General features: G+C 40.4%; 15 protein-coding genes (1 of these 15 only partly in view). 8 read left to right on the top strand and 7 right to left on the bottom strand.

Features of this window, described 5'->3' with window-relative positions:
- On the bottom strand, positions 1-935 hold the 5' portion of the coding sequence (locus PZB74_RS07500) for a S41 family peptidase (RefSeq protein ID WP_302241854.1). 694 nt of this gene lie to the left of the window's left edge; 935 of the gene's 1,629 nt are visible here — the first part of the coding sequence; it begins with the start codon at positions 933-935; its stop codon lies off the left edge, out of view.
- A gap of 229 nt (positions 936-1,164) precedes the next feature.
- Here PZB74_RS07500 and PZB74_RS07495 point away from each other — a divergent pair, with 229 nt between their 5' ends.
- From PZB74_RS07495 to PZB74_RS07475, 5 genes are read left to right on the top strand one after another with little or no spacing between them, the layout of a single operon-like run.
- Positions 1,165-1,929: a hemerythrin domain-containing protein gene (locus tag PZB74_RS07495; RefSeq protein ID WP_302241853.1), complete on the top strand. Its 765-nt coding sequence runs from the start codon at positions 1,165-1,167 to the stop codon at positions 1,927-1,929.
- Between the two features lie 3 nt (positions 1,930-1,932).
- Positions 1,933-2,349: a Holliday junction resolvase RuvX gene (ruvX, locus tag PZB74_RS07490; RefSeq protein ID WP_302241852.1), complete on the top strand. Its 417-nt coding sequence runs from the start codon at positions 1,933-1,935 to the stop codon at positions 2,347-2,349.
- A 2-nt stretch (positions 2,350-2,351) separates the two neighbouring features.
- Positions 2,352-2,918 carry a peptide deformylase gene (def, locus tag PZB74_RS07485; RefSeq protein ID WP_302241851.1) on the top strand — a complete coding sequence of 189 codons (567 nt, stop codon included), beginning with the start codon at positions 2,352-2,354 and terminating at the stop codon, positions 2,916-2,918.
- 4 nt (positions 2,919-2,922) lie between these two features.
- Positions 2,923-4,083, top strand: a complete 1,161-nt coding sequence (locus PZB74_RS07480) for a methionine aminotransferase (protein WP_302241850.1) — start codon at positions 2,923-2,925, stop codon at positions 4,081-4,083.
- On the top strand, positions 4,080-4,886 hold the full coding sequence (locus PZB74_RS07475) for an amidohydrolase (RefSeq protein ID WP_302241848.1): 807 nt from the start codon (positions 4,080-4,082) through the stop codon (positions 4,884-4,886). The genes PZB74_RS07480 and PZB74_RS07475 overlap by 4 nt, the downstream gene beginning before the upstream one ends.
- On the opposite strand, the gene PZB74_RS07470 is transcribed toward PZB74_RS07475, so the two are convergent.
- The 5 genes from PZB74_RS07470 to rpmH form a co-directional block, all read right to left on the bottom strand.
- Positions 4,875-5,267, bottom strand: coding sequence for a glycosyltransferase family protein (locus tag PZB74_RS07470; RefSeq protein ID WP_302241847.1), 393 nt, complete (start codon positions 5,265-5,267; stop codon positions 4,875-4,877). The genes PZB74_RS07475 and PZB74_RS07470 overlap by 12 nt on opposite strands.
- Position 5,268: 1 nt before the next feature.
- Positions 5,269-7,473, bottom strand: a complete 2,205-nt coding sequence (locus tag PZB74_RS07465) for a T9SS type A sorting domain-containing protein (RefSeq protein WP_302241845.1) — start codon at positions 7,471-7,473, stop codon at positions 5,269-5,271.
- 199 nt (positions 7,474-7,672) lie between these two features.
- Positions 7,673-9,337, bottom strand: a complete 1,665-nt coding sequence (locus PZB74_RS07460; RefSeq protein WP_302241843.1) for a S41 family peptidase — start codon at positions 9,335-9,337, stop codon at positions 7,673-7,675.
- Between the two features lie 31 nt (positions 9,338-9,368).
- Positions 9,369-9,731, bottom strand: coding sequence for a ribonuclease P protein component (gene rnpA, locus PZB74_RS07455; RefSeq protein WP_302241842.1), 363 nt, complete (start codon positions 9,729-9,731; stop codon positions 9,369-9,371).
- Between the two features lie 127 nt (positions 9,732-9,858).
- A complete protein-coding gene (gene rpmH, locus PZB74_RS07450; RefSeq protein ID WP_302241841.1) occupies positions 9,859-10,017 on the bottom strand; it encodes a 50S ribosomal protein L34 in 159 nt (52 codons plus the stop codon).
- A gap of 203 nt (positions 10,018-10,220) precedes the next feature.
- Between rpmH and thrA the strand changes: the two genes are divergently transcribed.
- Positions 10,221-12,710: a bifunctional aspartate kinase/homoserine dehydrogenase I gene (thrA, locus tag PZB74_RS07445; RefSeq protein WP_302241839.1), complete on the top strand. Its 2,490-nt coding sequence runs from the start codon at positions 10,221-10,223 to the stop codon at positions 12,708-12,710.
- Between the two features lie 114 nt (positions 12,711-12,824).
- Positions 12,825-14,000: a thiolase family protein gene (locus PZB74_RS07440; protein WP_302241837.1), complete on the top strand. Its 1,176-nt coding sequence runs from the start codon at positions 12,825-12,827 to the stop codon at positions 13,998-14,000.
- 91 nt (positions 14,001-14,091) lie between these two features.
- Here PZB74_RS07440 and PZB74_RS07435 read toward each other — a convergent pair whose 3' ends face one another.
- Entirely contained in the window at positions 14,092-15,444 is a 1,353-nt protein-coding gene (locus tag PZB74_RS07435) for a peptidoglycan DD-metalloendopeptidase family protein (protein WP_302241836.1), read from the bottom strand.
- Positions 15,445-15,961: 517 nt separating this feature from the next.
- Between PZB74_RS07435 and PZB74_RS07430 the strand changes: the two genes are divergently transcribed.
- Positions 15,962-18,706, top strand: a complete 2,745-nt coding sequence (locus PZB74_RS07430) for a 2-oxoglutarate dehydrogenase E1 component (protein ID WP_302241835.1) — start codon at positions 15,962-15,964, stop codon at positions 18,704-18,706.
- Positions 18,707-18,746: the final 40 nt, after the last annotated feature.

Here is an 18,746-nt window from a genome sequence, read left to right as displayed (position 1 = left end):
AGTGCACCTGCAACGATTTCAGAGGCGGAAGCGCTACCTTCATCAATTAATACAATCACAGGATTCTTTTCAAATATTCCTTCTTTGTAAGCACGGGCTTCAGAGTTATAGCGGGGCTGCTTACCTTCGGTATACACGATTAATTTATTATCTGAAAGAAGTTCATCTACCATATTGATAGCTCTATCCATGTAACCACCAGGATTGTGCTGAAGGTCAAGGATCAATTTTTTCATACCTTTGCCTTTCAGTTCCTGTAATGCTTCTTTGAACTCATCGTAAGTGGTAGCAGCAAAACGGCTTACCTTAATGTAGCCAACTTCTTCATTCACCATATAGCTAGCATCTACCGACTCCTGTGGTATTTTATCACGGATAATAGTAAAGTCTTTAAGTTCTTTTGCTCCTCTACGCTTTATGCTAACTTCTACTTTGCTACCCTTTGGTCCGCGAAGCAGCTCAAAAACATCCTGATTATCTATGCCAATACCAGCTACAGTTTCTCCATCAACCTTTACTATTTTATCTCCACTAATCAGCCCTACTTCTTCTGAAGGACCTCCACTAAGAGGCGCTACTACATATATAGTATCTTTAATAATATTGAACTCTATACCTATACCTTCAAACTCACCTTCTAACTGCGATTTGGCAATCTCCAACTCTTCGGCTGGTATGTATACCGAGTGAGGATCCAGTTCCTCCAGCATTTTTGTAATGGCCGTTTCTACCAGTTCATCTGTATCAACCTCATCTACATAATCGCGTTGGATGTACGTAAGAATATCTTTAAATTTTAGATAACTACTTATAAGATTGTTAGAAGAATTATCGCCTCCTGCCATGGTTGCCCCGATAAGTATACCTGCTGCTACTGCCAGGGTGATAAAAATAGGAAGGCGTATCTGAAAGTCAGAGTTTTTATTTTTACTCACTGTATTGAGATTTAAAAGTATTCAAGACTAAGTTAAGGAGCCGCTAGAGCAATGCAATATTTAAGCGCCTAAACTACCAATTTATCAATTATATACTAAATAAACATAAATATCATTCATTCGTTCTCTTAAGTTGTATATAAAATTACAAAGCGTTAATTTTATTTAATATGCTATTTTTGATTTCTCTTTTGGCTTTATACAAATATTGAAGGAGAAAGCGTTTCCTATGCAGACTAGAAGACCAATGAATATTGATACCAATAAACGTATTACTGATATAGTAGATGAGAACTATGCCTATGCATCTGTGCTCTACTACTTTGGTATCAAATTTTATGATTATGATGAGAAAACCCTAGAGCAGGTGTGTTCAGAAAAAGGCCTAGATGTAAAGCAGGTGATCCATAGTCTGGAGTCTGTTAGCAGTTCAGATGTAGATACTCATCCGGCCTTATCTGCTTACCCGATAGATGTAATTATTGAGTATCTGAAGCATACTCATTTTATCTTTATAAAAGATAGACTTCCGTACCTAAGCAAGCTTATAAAAAACTTGCAGCCTACGGAATACAAGCCTATAGTAGAAGACTTGCAGTTTATATTTCCTCTCTTTGTAGAAGACCTGATTTACCACATCTATCAGGAGGAGGATGAGTTTTTCTCATATATCAGTTCTCTCCAAGATGCTCTAATGACTCCCCAGTCAGCTAATAAGCTTTATTTTGATATGGAAAAATATTCTATTCAGGATTTTGCTATTAGCCACGATGTAGACGATGATGAGATGAAGGGGATTCGCAATATTACTAATGACTACAATACTAAAAATATTAATAGCCTTCATTTAAGGGTTGTCTTTGCCGAGTTGCAGCATTTTGAGAAAGAACTTAAAACCCATGCCAGCATAGAAAATGAAATCCTTTTTCCTAAAGCTTTAATGTTAGAGAAACAGGTACGCAAATTTTTTAGGGACAAATCCCGTATGAACTAAGGCATGAGCAGAGTTATTGGAATTGATTTTGGGACTAAAAGGGTAGGGCTAGCAACTACAGACCCACTACAAATTATTGCATCTCCTCTGGAAACTGTGCGTACCCATTTAATTTTTCAGTTTTTACAGGAATACTGCCAGGCAGAAGAAGTAGAGGCTTTTGTTGTAGGCATGCCTAAAAATCTGGACAATTCAAATACTGATGCAACCAAACCGGTGCAGGGCTTTGTTAAAAAACTGAAAAAAACTTTTCCGGCACAATCTGTACATTTGCAGGACGAAAGATTTACCTCTAAGCAGGCTTTAGATGCTATGATAGAAGGAGGTACTTCCAGAAAATATCGTAGAGAAAAAGGCAATGTGGATAAGGTAAGTGCTACTATTATTTTACAATCTTATTTAGAAAAGAAGCAGTTTTAAGAATGATTTATCCGATCGTATTATATGGCGACCCCGTATTAAAAAAGCCCGCAGAAGATATTGAGCCCCATTCAATTGATGTAAAAAAGCTGAGCGAAGACATGTTTGAGACTATGTACCAGGCTAGTGGTGTTGGCCTTGCTGCTCCACAAATTGGTAAAAGTCTTCGTATGTTCGTCGTAGACAGTGGGCCTATGGAAGATGATGAAGAAGATGAGGGTTTTAAGCGTGTTTTCATTAATCCGGAGATTTTGTCTTACGAAGGAGAAGAGTGGGCCTTTGAGGAAGGTTGCTTAAGCATACCTGGTGTTCGGGCCGATGTTTCTCGTTCTGAAACTATTACTATACGCTATTTTGATGAAAACTGGGAGGAGCATACAGAAACTCTTGATGATATGCCCGCCCGTATTGTGCTGCATGAGTTTGATCATATAGAAGGGGTTTTGTTTACCGATCATATCAAAGGGCTTAAAAAGCGCCTGATAAAAGGAAAACTAAATAATATTACCCAGGGTAAAGTTGACGCCAACTATAAGGTGAAGCTTCCTCCCAAATTAGCCAAAAGATAATATTTTGCTCAATTCTGATATTGCCGGTTTTAGTTCTAAACTTCCTGATACCGGCACTACCATTTTTTCTGTCATGTCTAAAATGGCATCCGATTACGATGCCATTAACCTCTCCCAGGGGTTTCCCGACTTTTCGGTACCTTCAAGACTCTTAGCACTGGTAAATGAACATATGCAAAGCGGAAACAACCAGTATGCTCCCATGGCTGGTATGCTGATGCTTCGCCAACAAATTGCAGAAAAAATATATCGTCTTTACAGTAAATATGTAGAGCCTGAAACTGAAGTAACTGTAACAGCAGGTGCTACTGAAGCCCTGCATGCAAGCATAAGTGCTTTTGTGCAAAAAGGTGATGAAGTTATACTCTTTGAGCCAGCCTACGATAGCTATATTCCTTCTGTTAAGCTTAATGGAGGAATAGCTATACCTATAGCTTTAAGTGCCAAAGATTTTTCAATAGACTGGAATAAGGTTGAAGATAAAATCTCTTCTAAGACAAGGATGATTATTATCAATACACCCCACAATCCGAGCGGTAATATTCTTACGGAAGAAGACATACAGATTTTGGCCAACTTGACTCGCAATACTAACATTATTGTACTAAGCGATGAGGTTTATGAGCACATTATATTTGACGGCGCGCTTCACCAAAGTGTCCTTAGGCACCAGGAGCTAGCCCAAAGGAGTATAGCGGTATTTTCTTTTGGCAAAACTTTTCATGCTACGGGCTGGAAGGTAGGCTACTTTGTCGCCCCGGCATATTTAAGTACCGAAGTTAGAAAGGTTCACCAGTATATACAGTTTAGCGTGCACACGCCTACTCAATTGGCTCTGGCAGATTATATGCGTTCACTTAATAGCTATCAGCCTCTGGCGGATTTTTATCAAAACAAGAGAGACCTCTTTTTAAGATTGACGCAGTCCACGCCTTTTACTCCTCTGCCTTCCAAAGGCACCTATTTTCAATTGTTTTCTTATCAGCCATATTCGGATATGCCTGATAGAAAGCTGGCTGAATACTTGACTCAAAAGAAAAAACTGGCTAGCATACCCATCAGCGTTTTTTATCAGAATCAAACTGATCATCATTATTTACGGTTCTGCTTTGCAAAGGACGACGAAACTTTAACACAAGCCGCTGAAATACTTTGTAACTTATGACTAGCTTTTCAGATACATTAAAAATAAGTCTGATACAATCGCCTTTGCATTGGCATAAGATAGATGCTAACCTGGCGATGTTTGAAGAAAAAATATGGCAGATTGAAGGAGATACTGACCTTATTATTTTGCCTGAGATGTTTAGCACAGGCTTTACCAATGCAGCCCCTGATCTGGCTGAGCCTATGAATAGCAAGACCTTCCGCTGGATGAAGCAACAGGCTACCCAAACTAAAGCTGTAGTATGCGGTAGCTTTATCGCCAGAGAGGGTAAACATATGTATAACCGCTTGCTGTGGATGCAGCCCAATGGGGAGTATAGCTATTATGATAAGAAGCACCTTTTTAGAATGTCCGAAGAGCATGAAATTTATAGTGCAGGAACTACCCACCTCACTGTTGAGCTAAAAGGTTGGAAAATAAAACCTTTAGTGTGTTATGATTTGCGCTTTCCAGTATGGAGTCGGAACGAAACTATAGATGATAATACCCTGGCATACGACTTATTACTCTATGTAGCAAACTGGCCTGCAAGTAGAGTACACGTGTGGCAAACTTTATTAAAGGCTCGTGCCATAGAAAATTTGTCTTACTGTGTTGGTCTCAATCGGGTAGGGGAGGATGGAATGCAAATATCTTACAATGGTCATTCCTGTATTTACAATTACAAAGGAGAAAGCGTTACAGACCTGGGAGACCATGAGAAAATAAGCAGTGTAGAACTTTCTAAAGCAGAACTTATAGCTTTTCGTAAAAAGTTTCCTGCTTATCTGGATGCTGACTCTTTTAGCTTAAACAAATAAGCAATCAGCAATAGTGTTTCTTGCCTCCTTATCAGGCTGTAGGTAAAAATTGTCTTTAATACCTTTTGCCATTTTCTCTAGCATTTTATGCTTGCCTAATAATATTACCTTTGCGTTAGGTTGTTTTCTAATGAGTATATTAAAGAACCTGAGCAATTTATGGAGGTCTGCGTGCTCATGGTGACTTTCTACGAGCACAAGGAGCCTTTCTGATTTATTCATCATTTCTAATGCATAATCGAGCATATCAGCTGATGAAAAATTATCCAGACTAAAGGTGTTCAGAAAGGGATACCTCAACTTTAAGCTCTCTTCTGCTTCGGACATAAAAGTTACCTCTTCCCACTGTTTTGCTAATTGAATACTGATTAGAACTTTCATCTTAACGAACCAAAAGCTTCTGAGTACTGATTGTTCCTTTGGTATCTAAAACCCTGATTAAATACATACCAGTGGCTAATCCGCCTACATCTATTTGCATTTCATTCATTTGTTGCGAAGGAGTGATATTTGCTACCAGTGCGCCTGCTGAGGTAATTATCTGTAAACTACTAATTTTTTCCTCTGCTTTGACCTGTACTGCTGCATCATTTAAAAGGCTGGGATTAGGATAGACAAGTAGCCGGTTGCTAGGAGTAGACCGCTCTCTCACGTAAGTAAACAAATTAACTCCACCAGCAGGGCTACCTACCAAAACCTGTACAGAAGAAGCAGCCCCCAGCGCTGCTGCCGAAAAATGGAGATTAGCACCTCCTTGTAGTTTTCTGCTTTGCTCACCTACTTCCACACTTACTGTATCTCCCTGTGCCTCACTATCAATGTTTTGCAAAAAATCTTTATAAAATAAAACTGTCTTGCTATCATCTGTACGCAGCAGGTCGGCCACGCCGTTCTGGTCAAAATCATACAGCAAAACACCAAGATTTCTATTGAAAACGCTACTGCTTATACCTCCTGCATTTTCTATTGTTAGTTGCCAGTTTGGTAGAGGGCTTGCATCCTGATTCTCATACAACTCCAGATTACCTTCTCTTTTAGCTACAAAGACATCCTGCAGATTATCCCCATTAGCATCTATAAAATGAAGCTGTTCGTCGGGGTGGAATTTAAGACTGAGATTTTTTCGGTCTTCAAGTTCAAACGTCCAGCTTTGCTGAGCTTCTGTAGCACGGTTTGGCACCCAATAAAGGACCGCCTGGCCAGCATACGCACTTTCCGCCCCACTAAGTAGCAGATCTTGCTTTCCATCCTGATCTATATCCTGAAAATAAATTTTAAGCTGCTGTAGCTTGAGCTCACTTAAGTTTAAGTAATTATCGTTCTTGAGTGAAAACTCTGCCTGTGTCTCACTACCAGTATTTTCATAAAGCACTATTGTAGCATAAAACTTCCCTTCAAAGCTTCGCCCCCTATGCCCAATAAACAAATCCAGATCGCCATCATTATCGTAATCTGCCAGGGTCGGAGCACTATATTCTCCTACATCTATCATTTCTGACTGCAAAAAAGCTTTGCTCTGCAAACTGAACTTGGGTTTACTGTTTGTACCAGTGTTTGTGTATACATAGCTGGAAGCCTGTAAATCATCCGGATTATTGAGGTCGTTTACTGCCAGATTGGGAGCCAACAGTAGGTCATATAGTCCATCCTGGTTTACATCTGCCCAGTAAGGGGCAGGAAAACTCATAGCTACATTTTCCGGATATATTGAGAAAGATGTAAAAACCGCTTCATCAGTATTACCTACATTCTCCAGATAATTAATAGCTCCGCAGCCTTCATCACTACTTAAAAGATCTTTATCACCGTCTCCATCCATATCCACTGCCAAAAGTGCCTTTCCACCTACATGCAGTAGCTTTTGCTGTGTTAACTTGCGTTCGTTTATTTCGGCACAGGCTCCTCCATTAAAAACAAAGGTCTGGCATCCGCATTCTCTTACTCTTCCCCAATTCTCGTTTTTAGCTTCATATCGCAGGTAAGTATCATCCTGATTTTCAATACTCATATTCTGATAATACTCTAAATTTCCTCTACCATTTACATTGTAGACCACAATGTCCAAATCTCCATCACTATCAATATCACTAATAGCAGGTATATCTGAAGGGTTAAGCTGAATGGCTATCTGAAAGCCGGAAAAGCCCAGCGTACTCAAAGGGTCAGCTATCAGTTCCCATTGCAAATCATTATCACTAAGGTTACGGTATACTATAATACCGCGCTTGCCAGAAGCGGTAAAGAGGTCTTGTTTGCCGTCATTATCATAATCTGCAAAAACCACCCAACTTTGAATATTTTGTGGAAAACTTAAGCGATACTCTGGAGCATAAACAAGTTGCTGATCTTTAGACAGAAAAGGCTGAAACTGCTCAGTAGCACGGTCAAAGACTACTACATCCATTGTTCCATTTCTATCCAGATCTACATTATAGTACTGCCCAGCATTGAGTCCTCCAGCCCATGGAAACGAAAGTTCTTTTCCGTTTTCCACAACTTTTATATCCTGCTCAGCGCTTAAACCCCATTGAGCATAGGCAAAATTTGCGGAGATAAGAAGGTAAGTAATAAAAATGAATCTGTACACTCTACGAACAAATAGCTAAGTTGAGAAAAAAGCCATACTGGCAACCGACATAAATATACAACTCTATAATCTGCTTACTTATTTTGTTGAATTTTGCAACCTGATCGTTAAGAAATTTAGTTTCTCGGCTAAAGGCAGTCAGATATAAAAAAAGCCGACTGAAATATCAATCGGCTCTAGATTTTAATAGAAATAAAGCTTAACTATCTCCTTTTAGTAGGGCTTCGTATTTTTTCTCGTCATCCAAAACTTCAATAGCAGCCTGCATCACCTTGTCATCATCAAAAGAAGCTTCAATTTTACCATCACTTAGATAGTAGCGAGATACTATCTCTTCTTCTAACAGTTCTTTGATCTCTTCCTTAAAGTTTTGAAGATCCTGATCTTTGTTATGCTGTACTTTTTTACGAAGCGAGGTAATCTGGTCTTCAATATCCTGATAGTATTTTTCGTCTTTTGCGCTTTCTATCAGTTCATCTATTGTCTGTTCTACCTCAGTAGTATAGTCATAATCTTTACCTTTTAGCCAGCTAACAAACTCTGCATACTCAGCATCAGAAAGCTGAAATTCTTTAGCATCACTTATATTCGGATGAGAATAGTAATATTCAGTTGCATAGTCAAAAATATGGCTCTTAGTATACAGGCTGATAGAAATAGGGGTAAGCCTTTCCTGCTTCACTGGAATATCGGGGTTAATGCCACCACCATCGTATACCAGGCGCCCGTTGCGGGTTTCAAAAGCTGTTTTCAAAGAATCAGCTATTTTGCCAACGCTTCCGTCATCATTACGGTGGCTATAGTCAATAGCCTGTATGCATCGTCCGCTAGGTGTATAGTATTTTGCAGTAGTTACTTTAAGTTGAGAGTTGTAAGTTAAAGGACGAGTAGCTTGTACTAATCCTTTACCAAAAGTTCTTTCCCCTACCAATACACCACGATCATAATCCTGAATTACTCCAGAAACAATTTCTGCCGCAGAAGCGCTTCTGCTACTTGTAAGCACTGCAACTGGTATATCCGTATCTACAGGGTTGTTAATTGCTTTGTAGGTTTTGTTCCAGTCTGTTACTTTTCCTTTAGTACTTACTACCTCTGAACCCTTAGGGATAAAAGCGTTTGAAACATTGACAGACTCACTCAATAATCCGCCTGGATTATCTCTCAGGTCAAAAACTAATTTTTCTGCACCTTCTGACTTTAGCTTTTTAATCGCATTCTCTACCTCTCTTCCGGCACCGGTAGTAAAGTTGCTTAGTTTTATATATCCTATATTTTCTGTAACCATGCCAAAGTAAGGCACATTATCTACTGTAATTCTTTCTCTTTTGATGGTTACGTCAATATCTTTTTCTTCACCGTAGCGCTTAACAGTAACGGTAAGATCAGTGTTGGCCTGCCCTTTTAGAAGTTTGCTGATGTCCTCAACCGTTTTATCTTCTACATCTATACCATCAACTGATAGTATTTCGTCACCAATTTTAAGACCTCCTTTTTCGGCAGGAAAACCTTTGTAAGGCATCAATACCATATTTTTACCATTGCGTTTGCCAATGATAGCCCCTATTCCACCATATTGACCAGTAGTCATAGTACGATAATCTTCTATATCGTCTTCAGGAATGTAATTAGTGTAAGGGTCTAAAGACCTAAGCATAGCATCTATACCGGTCTTAATGAGGGAGTTGGGGTTTACCTCATCTACGTAATAAGTATTAACTTCTTTGAAAAGGGTAGCGAAGATGTCTAAGTTTTTAGCAATCGCGAAATAATTGTCACCCGGACCTCTGAAGGCTAGCGTTCCTACTACTATAGCGAAGGCCATCACGATCAGGGAGCTTCTCCCCACTTTTTTAGCACTCATGAGCAAAGGATTTTTTCTGATGGTTTGTCTCTTACTTCTTTAAACGATACAGCGTTTCAAGTATTTTAGTTTCAATACGTTGATACGTGCATTTCTCTCTAGCAATATAAATATACCCCAGCAAAAAGTGAACTTCTTCTGTAGACCTGTAAGTAATTAGATGTTTATGCTGACGATAAGCTTCGCGCATTCTTCGCTTGAGCAGATTGCGATCTACGGCTTTTTTGAAGTTTCTTTTGGGAACACTGAAGAGCACCTGATCTTCTTCCAAGCCCTCTACAGGCAAGTAAATCAGACGAATAGGGTAGTGGGTGTACGCTTTTCCTTTTTTAAACAAGCTACCAATGAGCTTCTTGCTACTAAGCCTTTCTTGCTTGGATAAGGTGTGGCGCAACTAAAGAGAATTTTAGACAGAGGAGTAGAAGTGCTGGCAAACGCCAGAGAATGAAAGAAGAACTAAAAAAAGTAATAGTAAGGTTGGCAAAAAAAGTAAAGCTGCCAACCATGGTCAGCTTTACTTCCTAAGCTTTATGTTTTCTTTCGCTAGACACAGAAAGTTTCTTTCTTCCTTTAGCTCTTCTTCTGGCTAATACAGCGCGGCCGTTAGCACTAGCTGATCTTGAACGGAATCCGTGCTTGTTTCTTCTTTTTCTTTGCGAAGGTTGAAAAGTTCTTTTCATAATTCGTAAATTTTTAAGGGTGCAAATATACTTGGATAGATTCTGAATTTCAAACTTTTGTGTTCTTAAAAAGTTCCGAACTACCTACCTCTTCTCAAAAAACTTATTTATTTCTATCAAAAAGGGTGATTTATGCCCAAAATAATATTCTGTATCCGCTGGGATTTTATAACTTGCGCCCTCTCAAGATTACTAAAACAAATATGAAATTACTGAAGTTTGGAGGTACATCGGTCGGCTCTGCCGAAAGCATAAAAACTGTAGCTGAGATTGTAGCCACTTATCATCGCGAGCAGATAAAGTGCGCGGTGGTAGTATCTGCCATGAGCGGTATTACTGATAAGCTTATTGCTATCAGCGAAAAAGCTGCCAGTGGGGATGAGAGCTATCTGGAACTACTAAAAGAGCTGGAAAAGCATCATTTTGATACAGCCCGAACGCTAATTAATGTGCATGCCCAGAGCAGAGTTTTTGCTTACCTCAAAACCCTCATTAACGAACTAGACGACCTATTACACGGGGCCTTTTTGCTTAAAGAGCGCTCTCCTCGCACCTTAGACCTTGTACTAAGCTTTGGCGAGCGCTTATCAGCTTACCTGATAAGCCAGTACATGAAAGAACTGGGCATTGATGCCGACTTTTTAGATGCTCGCAAAGTTATACGTACTGATGCTAACTTTAATGCAGCTAAAGTAGACTTTGAGTCTACAAATCAGAATATCAATGAATACTTTACCGCTAACAAGGCACTACAAATTATTACAGGTTTTGTAGCCTCTACTGCCGACAATGAAACTACCACTATGGGTAGAGGAGGCTCTGACTATACCGCCTCTATTTTTGGCGCTGCGCTTAATGCGGAAGAAGTTGAAATCTGGACGGATGTTGATGGTGTAATGACGGCAGATCCCCGTCAGGTGAAAAATGCTTTCTCTCTTGAGGCTATATCTTACCTGGAAGCTATGGAAATGTCTCACTTTGGTGCCAAAGTGATATACCCGCCTACTATACAGCCTCTGCTTAATAAAAATATTCCTTTAAGAATCCGGAATACTTTTAACAGGGAGTTTCCTGGTACTGTAATTAGCCGAAACCCTTATGCCACCCAAAACACTCCTGAGGGTAACGAAAAGCTTATGGCGGTTAAGGGAATTTCTTCAATTAAAGAAGTAGCCCTCCTGAGTCTGCAAGGTAGTGGCATGATAGGCATCCCGGGTATTTCTTCACGTTTGTTTGGAGCATTAGCCAGAAGGAAAATAAATATTATCATTATTACACAGGCTTCTTCTGAACATTCTATCAGCTTTGCCGTGAGCCCCACAGATGCGAAACTGGCCCAGGAAGCCATGGATGAAGAGTTTGCTATTGAGATAAGTACCGGTAAAATTGATAAAGCTATTGTAGAGCAACACCTGTCTATTGTGGCAATTATTGGCGAAAATATGCGCCAGACACCTGGTATATCGGGTAAGCTTTTTAGCGCTTTAGGCAGAAACGGCATCAACGTTCGTGCCGTAGCACAGGGGTCCTCTGAGGTAAACCTTACAGTAGTTATTTCTCAGCGCAACCTTTCCAAGGCGCTAAATACTGTGCACGAAGCCTTCTTCCTTTCTGAGACCAAAACCCTTAATGTGTTTATGGCAGGCTTAGGCTTAATTGGTAGCACCTTGCTTAAGCAGATCGCTCAGCAAGGGAGTACACTCTTTGAAAACCGCCTCCTCCGCATTAACTTTATTGGTATTATCAACAGCCGCAAAATGCTTATTAACGAAGCAGGCATTGATACCAACCACTGGCAGGCTCTACTCGAGCAAGATGGTTCTGCCAGCGATATGGGTACTTTTGTGCATCGTCTTAAGGAGCTTAACCTTCCTAATAGTGTATTTATAGATTGTACTTCCAGTGACTATGTGATTAAATACTACCAGGAGGTACTTCAGTCTGCTGTTTCTATTATTACGCCTAATAAGCTAGCCAATTCAGGCACTTACAAAACTTATCAGCAGCTCAAGCAAACCGCCATGCGTGCAGGAGTTAAGTTTTTGTATGAAACCAATGTGGGTGCGGGTTTACCAGTAATACGGGTTCTACAGGACCTCAAAGATAGCGGTGATAAAATTTACAAAATAGAGGGGGTACTCTCCGGTACATTGTCTTATATATTCAATTCTTTTCAGGAAGGGCGTAAGTTTAGCGAGGTAGTAAAAGAAGCTCAGCAGAAAGGCTATACCGAACCAGACCCTCGTGAAGACCTGAACGGTATGGATGTAGCCAGAAAGATTCTCATACTTTCGCGCGAAGTGGGTCTTACTCTAGAGCCAGAGGACGTAGAAATTCAGAATATTCTTCCTCAACAATGTCTTGAAGCTCCAGATGTAGAGTCATTCTTTCAAACCCTGGAGAGCATTGACGATGAGATGGAAGCTAAAAGGAAGAAAGCAGCTGAAGAAGGCTGTAAACTACGCTTTATAGCCATACTGGAAGATGGTAAAGCTTCTGTCCAGTTGCAGGAAGTGGGTGAAACACATCCTTTCTATTCTCTCTCTGGCAGCGATAATATCATTTCATATCACACCGCCCGATATAAAGAAAGGCCTTTGGTTGTAAAAGGACCAGGAGCCGGTGCAGAAGTTACGGCAGCAGGTGTTTTCGCAGAGGTAATCAGCATCAGCAACTTCCTTTACCAACAATAATTAACGCAAAGCAGGTAATTATTTGCCTGCTTTTTTCGCTTAAAAATAGTATGCATGACGAATATTTTTTGTATATATTGCGTTAAAGAGATTGATTAATAAAACACTAATCATATGAATGCATACATAGTAGGTGGATACCGTACCGCGGTAGGCAAGTCTAAAAAAGGAGGGTTTCGCTTTACCCGCCCTGACGACTTGGCGGTAGAAGTAATCAAGAAGCTTACCTCTGAGGTGGAAGGGCTGGCTCCTGAAATGGTAGATGACATTATAGTAGGTAATGCCGTACCAGAAGCTGAACAAGGCATGCAAATGGGCCGTCTTATTTCTTTAATGGCTTTAGGCCAGGATGTGCCAGGTATGATCATTAATCGTTACTGCGGCTCGGGAGTAGAAGCAATTAATATTGCATCTGCCAGAATACACGCAGGCATGGCCGACTGTATTATTGCCGGAGGTACTGAATCTATGTCTTTAGTGCCTATGATGGGACACAAAACAGCCTTAAACTTTAAGATTGCCGCCGAGCATCCTGAATACTATACTAGTATGGGGCTTACCGCGGAAGAAGTTGCTAAAGACTACAGTATTTCTCGGGAAGATATGGATGAGTTTGCGTACAACTCCCATATGAAAGCTATTAACGCAATAAAAGAAGGTTATTTTAAAGATCAGATTTTACCTATCACTGTTCCTGAAACCTACATTGGAGAAGATGGAAAGCCTAAGCAAAGAGAGTTTGTAGTAGATACTGACGAAGGCCCTCGTGTAGATACAAACATGGAGGCTTTAGCTAAGTTAAAACCTGCTTTTAGAATGGGAGGGAACGTAACTGCTGGTAACTCTTCTCAAACTTCTGATGGAGCTGCTTTTGTACTGGTAATGTCTGAACGCTTAGTAAACCAGCTTAAGCTTACGCCTCACGCACGTATGATGAGCTACGCGGTAGCTGGGGTAGATCCTCGCATTATGGGTATAGGACCAGTAAGAGCTATCCCTAAAGCTTTGGAAAGAGCAGGATTAAAGCTCAGTGACATTGATCAGATAGAACTAAATGAGGCTTTTGCTGCTCAATCTATAGCTGTGGCAAGAGAAATGGACATTGATCCTGAGAAACTGAATGTTAATGGTGGTGCAATTGCTTTAGGACACCCTCTAGGTTGTACCGGAGCCAAACTTACCATACAGTTGATTCATGAGATGCGCCGCCGCAAACAAAAATACGGAATGGTTACTGCCTGTGTAGGCGGTGGTCAGGGAGTTGCGGGCATATTCGAGTTTCTTAACTAACTGCTAATAAGTTTTTATAAAAAAGAAGCCGTGACCAATAATAGTCACGGCTTTTTGCTTTTAGTGGAGGACTAGCTTTACAGCTATGCCTTTATAATAATCTTTCATCCACGTTAACCACCTTCAGGCTGGTTTTCGCACTTGCAAGAATAAACTGTTTTTCTGGATAAGGCACTTCGTGAAGTTTTTCCATCAGCATGTTCATATGCTCCTCGTATGTACTACGGTGGTCATCAGAAATAGGTTCTGAGGGTGGCATTTCTATTTTTAGTGCGTCTACTGCTTTGCCATTTTTCCAGACACGATAATCCAGGTGAGGACCAGTAGATATACCTGTACTACCTACATAACCAATTATATCACCTTGCTTTACGTATTTGCCCACTCTAATGTCTTTTCCATATTTAGAAAGGTGCATGTAGCCTGTTGTATATGTATTATTGTGTCGGATCTTCACATAGTTACCTGCTCCACCACTATAGTTGGCTTTAGTAATCACTCCATCACCTACTGCTCTTACAGGAGTACCACGAGGGGCCGCGTAATCTACACCATGGTGCGGTCGACGTACTTTTAGTACTGGGTGTAAACGGTTATGAGAAAAGCGAGAGCTGATTCTGGAATACTTTAGAGGAGCTTTTAAAAAAGCTTTTCTCAGACTATTCCCTTTTTCATCAAAATAATCTTCTTTACCTCCCTGATCATAATAGAAGGCATAAAATTCTTCTTCCCCTCTTTCAAACTGTGCCGCTTTAATACGACCTACACCTACGCGCTCTCCTTGTATCTGTATTTCTTCGTAAATCATTTTAAACTTATCGCCTTTTTGCACCTTAAAAAGGTCAATTTGCCAGGCATACACATCCGAAAGCTCATTTACCAATTCGGTAGGAGCATCTGCTTCGCTCAAAGTCTGATAGATAGAGTAGTCTATTACACCAGCAAAAGTTTTAGTAACCGTATCTACCGGATGTTGCCCCATAGATATTTTGATGGAATCAGATAACTCGTAAATCACATAATCTACACGAGAGGGCTCATAAATAAAATAGCGGGCAGTGCTGAGGGAGTCGTTACTACAAAGCACGGTGTAGTTTTTGTTCGCGCGAATCTTTCTTACATCAAAAACTTCGCGTGAGGCTTTAGCAAGTTTATCTATTACTCCTAAAGAAACATTGTACTGCCTCAAAATTTGGGATAAAAACTGATTGGGCTCTACAGTAGCCTCTACCACTTGTAACGTATCGATATTGAGACCGAACAATAGTTGAGGTTCGGGAGGTGTAGCTTCTACAGTATCATTTTGAAGGGAGTCTACTTGCTGACTTACAGCTGGAGAGGGAGTGTACTTAGGGTTTGTGCTGAACAGTTGATACACAGCAATAACTGCTATCATAGGTATAATCAGCGCGCCTAGCTTGGTTAGACTTAATTTACTTTTCAAAATGCTTCAGTTTTTACTATTGTTTATTGAATTAATACTAAAAAATTGCAGCCATACGTAACAAATTTATATCCTAAATACGAAATTTTCGAGGAGAATAGTATTTTTCTATGCATACTATCTTTAATTATTTCGTACATAGTAAAAATTAAGCGTTTCCTACGGTAAATAGGCTTTAATTAAACGAATAAAGCTTATTGTAAAATGGTAATCTAACACTTTGGTTAATAACTTACAATACTTATCGCGCAGCATACAATCTACTCATTGCAAAAGTATAACTATTTTTTTATATAATTAAACTTTTCTAATAAACTTATCTTTTTGAACAAGTTTCTTTCATTAGTATTTTATCGTAGACATAGTCCTTTTCAACAAAGCTCATTTAAAAATGTTCGCTTCTTTTTAAATTTTAATACATTGAAATTCAACAACATTTGCTTAAACGAATATACGGTTTTACTATTTTATATTGTCTTTCTATATTTGTTTTAAATGAATGTAACTTCTATGAAGAATGGATAAATACTCGTATATCTCTAATGCCGACGTAGGGTATATAGACGAACTCTATAAATCTTATCAGCAGGATCCTTCCTCTGTAGATGAGAGCTGGCAGAAATTTTTTGAAGGCTACAATTTTTCGCGTGAACGATTTAACGGTAGCGCCGAAGATGATGCAGCATTAGACGCTGCTGTAAACGATGGTGAAATAGATGCCAGAGAGGCAAAAACCCTCCGCTTAATTCGTAACTACCGCCGTAGAGGCCACCTGGAATCTACTACCAACCCGGTACGAAAGAGAAGAGACCGCAATGCACAGTTAGGCATAGAACACTTTGGGCTTACGGAAGCTGACCTGGATGCTGAGTTTGAGGCAGGTAAGGAAATAGGAATCGGAAAAGCTTCTCTTAGAAAAATAATTGAGACCCTCCGCAACGTATATCTGGGTAATGTAGGTTTTGAGTATACCTACATTCGCGACAGAGAAATGATGGAGTGGATTAAAACAAAAGCTGAAACCACATTTCTCACTCATACCCCTACCGAAAACGAGAAAAAGCGTATTCTTAGTAAGCTGAACGAGGCAGTAGTATTTGAAAACTTTCTTCATACCAAATATTTAGGTCAGAAGCGCTTCTCTCTGGAAGGAGGGGAGACTACTATTCCTGCACTGGATGGCATTATCACCCATGCTTCTGAGCATGGCACTCAGGAGGTGATGATAGGCATGGCACATCGTGGCCGCCTGAATGTACTGGCTAATATCATGGGTAAAACCTATGAGCAGATATTTAATGAATTTGAAGGTACGGCAGAGCCGGAATTAGCGCACGGTGATGGTGATGTAAAGTACCACCTCGGTTACTCTAGTGAAATTACTACTGCTTCTGGCAACAAGGTAAACGTTAAGCTTTCGCCTAACCCTTCTCACCTAGAGGCTGTAGACCCGGTAGTAGAAGGTTTTGTACGTGCTAAGGCAGACCGCCAATACGAAAACGATTACGACAAAGTTCTACCTATCCTTATTCATGGAGATGCGGCACTTGCCGGCCAGGGAGTAGTGTATGAAGTAGCACAGATGTCTCAGCTGGATGGATACCACACCGGAGGAACCATCCACTTTATTATTAATAATCAGGTGGGTTTTACCACTGACTTTGATGATGCACGCTCTTCTATCTATTCATCAGATGTGGCTAAGGTCATTGACTCTCCTGTACTGCATGTTAATGGTGATGACCCTGAAGCGGTACTATACTGCGTAAAGCTTGCTGTGGAGTTTCGCCAGAAGTTTCATAAGGATATATTTATTGATATGGTGTGCTACCGCCGCCATGGCCATAACGAGAGTGATGAGCCTAAGTTTACTCAGCCTTCACTTTACAATATTATCTCTAAACACCCTAACCCCAGAGAGGTATACAACAAAAAGCTTATAGAACGTGGTGATGTGGATGCTAAGCTGGCTCAAAACATGGACAAGGAGTTCAGAGGGCTGCTGCAGGATCGTCTCAACATGGTAAAGCAGAATCCTCTACCTTACGAATACCAACCCCTGGAGCTGGAGTGGAAAGATATGCGTAAGTCTAAACCAGAAGATTTTGATCAATCTCCTGAAACAGGCATACAACAGGAAGCTATTGACAAAATAGCGAAAGCTTTAACTACTCTACCTAAAGGCTTTAAGCCGATCAAACAGATAGAAAAGCAGTTTAAGCTACGCAAAGATATGTTCTTTAAGCAGAAACAGCTTAACTGGGCTGCCGCGGAGCTTATGGCTTACGGATCTATCCTCTTAGAAAATAAAATTGTTCGTATTGCCGGACAGGATACTGAAAGAGGAACTTTTTCTCACCGCCATGCGGTAATACACGATGCGGAGAGCAACGAGCCTTACACCAACCTTAACCATATAGATAAGGAACAGGAGCAGTTTAGAATTTATAACTCTCTTCTATCTGAGTATGGAGCCCTGGGTTTTGAGTTTGGGTATGCTATGGCTAACCCTAATGCGCTGGTAATTTGGGAGGCTCAGTTTGGAGACTTTGCTAACGGAGCACAGGTAATGATAGATCAGTTTATCACTACCTCAGAAACAAAATGGAGAAGAATGAGCGGCGTAGTTTTATTGCTGCCTCATGGTTACGAAGGACAGGGGCCTGAGCACTCTAACGCTCGTCCGGAGAGGTTTCTTCAGCTTAGTGCAGACTACAATATTATAGTTGCCAACATTACCGAGCCTTCTAACTTCTTCCATGCACTACGCCGACAACTTGCCTGGCCCTTTAGAAAGCCCTTAGTGGTTATGTCGCCTAAGTCATTGTTGCGTCACCCTAAAGTGGTATCTCCGGTAGAAGAATTTACTTCTGGCAGGTTTCAGGAGGTATTACCCGACAAGGTAGCTTCTCCTCAAAAATCTGTTAAAAAGGTATTACTCTGCTCTGGTAAAATTTACTACGACCTGGCTGAGAAAAGAGAGAAAGACAAGCGTAAAGATGTGGCTATCATCCGTATAGAACAGCTTCACCCCTTCCCTGAAAAGCAGGTAACCAAGGAGCTGATGAAGTACAAGGAGGCTAAAATTTACTGGGTACAGGAAGAACCCGAAAATATGGGCTACTGGACTTATATTCTCAGAACTTACCGTCAGGTAGAGATGGAAATCATTTCGCGTAAGGCTGCGGCTTCTCCGGCTACCGGCTATGGTAAGATGCATGCCAAAGAACAAGAAGAAATCCTAAATAAAGCGTTTGCGTAAATAAGGTTGTCCGCCATAAAAAACATAACCAACAGTTTAT

The organism is Porifericola rhodea, from assembly GCF_030506305.1.
GTDB lineage: Bacteria > Bacteroidota > Bacteroidia > Cytophagales > Cyclobacteriaceae > Catalinimonas > Catalinimonas rhodea.
Note: the sequence above shows the minus strand (reverse complement) of the source record. Positions and strands in the feature narration are given on the sequence as shown.